The 2,128-nt window shown below is 49.2% G+C and carries 1 protein-coding gene and 1 pseudogene; both read left to right on the forward strand.

Annotated elements, in window-relative coordinates; genetic code table 11:
* Positions 1 to 300 precede the first annotated feature (300 nt).
* Positions 301 to 1,512: a hypothetical protein gene (locus PGX78_RS07805; RefSeq protein ID WP_270446340.1), complete on the forward strand. Its 1,212-nt coding sequence runs from the start codon at positions 301 to 303 to the stop codon at positions 1,510 to 1,512.
* Between the two features lie 20 nt (positions 1,513 to 1,532).
* Positions 1,533 to 2,128 (forward strand): annotated as a pseudogene (locus PGX78_RS07810) (hypothetical protein); the annotation flags it as partial.

Consider the following 2,128-nt stretch of genomic DNA (forward strand, 5'->3'; position numbering starts at 1 on the left):
CGCCTACGGCTAATTGCGCATTGGCAACAAAGTCGACTGTTACGAAATTGGTGATGGAACCTGCCAAGGGCGTTGTCTGTCGAGCCTTTTCAGCAGCTTCTGCAACTTGCTTGCGAATCATTGCTTCTGTCAGCATAAAAAACACCTCGCTGTTAAGTTTTGATTACATTATAGATTCATATCCGTAATGACGCAAATAAGCCGTTCTTGTTGATTTTTACCGACCTATTTACTATAATATTAACTGATTATCGAAATGGTATGTCATTGCCTACGGCAATAGAATCAGGAGGAATGACTATGGTGTGGAATAAGAAAATATCGGCACTGTTGGCGGTTGTCGCATTATGCGGAGTTGCAACTGTCGGAGCTGCAGACTATACGATTCTTGAAAAAGCGGAAAAGGTGGAAACGACCGTATACGGTACGACTCAGACAGGTGCACTGAATACTCGTATTGCCGCTCTCGATAAAGTTCTCAACGGTTCTGACTCCGTTTCGGGCAGTGTTGATTCGAGAACAGATGAATTATATAAAGAGGTGTACGGAAATACGGGCTCGGATCTGTCCATGGTGGCAGCAGTCAACATGATGCAGCGCCAATATTCCGGTACGGTTACAAACGATGCCTTGACGACTCGCGTAGGAGAGCTGGAAGAAGGTATCAGCGGTAAGGTCGGTACAGGATCCCTGCGTAGCCGCGTGGCGGCTCTTCGTTCCGCCATGTTGGGCAAGAGAAAATTCGTGTCTCAGGTGGTAACGATTCCTGCCGGGACAGTTGTGGAAATGACCAATGAAGATCCTATTAACTCCAAGGACTTGACCGAAGGTGATCGCCTTCGTTTCTCCGTTGCCGAAGATATTAAAGTCGGGGATGTCATAGCCATTCCTCGCGGCATGGAAGCCGAAGGGACGGTGAGTAAAGCACGTAAAGCCGGACGCTTCGGTAGAGACGGTAAGATAGAAATTGAATATGATTCCGTCCATGCTTCTGACGGTTCGCCCGTACAGCTTGTTGTCGGTGAAAAAACTAAGGAACAATACAAGCGTACCGCCGGTGCTGTCGGGGCTTCCGCTGCCGGAGCCATTATTCTCGGACCTGTCGGCTTGGTCGGCGGCTTGTTCGTTAAGGGCAATAATGTAGACATTCCCGCCGGCTCGACAATGTATGCTGAAACGAAGCACGATGCGGATGTTGTAGGCTTTAAATCTGAAGGCGGTCCGAATACGATGGAAACGGCGGACATGGCGGCTAGCGGTGTTGTCGTTCCCGGCACTAATGAACCGGCGACAACCGTAACGGAATCACCGGCATCGCCCCAGGTTGAAAAGCCGAGTGCTGTACAAAAGCCGGAACAAGCGGAAGTGCCCGAAAAAACGGAAACGCCGGCACCTGCAAAAGCGGCTGAACCGGAAGTTACGACAACGGCAGCCAATTCGGATGTTCGTCCCGTAGACCTTGACGATGCGAACGATGAAACGATTATTACCATTACGCCTACAGAACAGTAGGTTATATAAAGGTGACACGAATGAATAAACGACTGACCGCAACGGTATTGGCCTTTGTACTTCCTGTGGGAATTGCATCATATGCCGCAGGGGAAACGGCTGTAACGGAAAAATTACATACCCCGGTTCAGACCGCGTCTGCTGTCGACTTAGATGCGGCAATGGCCAAACTTGATACGTTGCCTATGCCGGCTAAGGTGTCCTCCGATTCCGTGTATGTGCGAAATTCGGACGGATACGTACAAAGTCGCGGCAATGTGGATGTACAACGCGGTACGAGTGAACTGCATACTTCCTATATGGAAGGGAACATGAAGACCGGTACATATGAAACAAAAGGACCGACCATCTATATTAATGATGACCAGGTTATTACGGCAGACGGAGTCGTTTATAATACGAAGGATAATTCGGCTACGGTGGCGACCGTGGCAGGATATACATCGAGCGATTCATCGGCCCTTTATTTCCGCGGGCAAAGCGCAAAAATGGCGGACGGGTCCGTTTATATCAAACACGGTTTAATTACGACTCCTCACGCCGTAGCTAAGACTCCGGACTATTATTTGACGGCCAATGATATTCGTATTTATCCGGGTAAGCGTGTGACGGCTGC

The organism is Megasphaera sp. AF13-6AC (assembly GCF_027685385.1).
GTDB classification, from domain to species: Bacteria; Bacillota; Negativicutes; order Veillonellales; family Megasphaeraceae; genus Megasphaera; species Megasphaera micronuciformis.

Bases quoted from the DNA above. Each gene is read 5' to 3' on its own strand.
- PGX78_RS07805 (WP_270446340.1), top strand. From the start codon at position 301: ATGGTGTGGAATAAGAAAATATCGGCACTGTTGGCGGTTGTCGCATTA.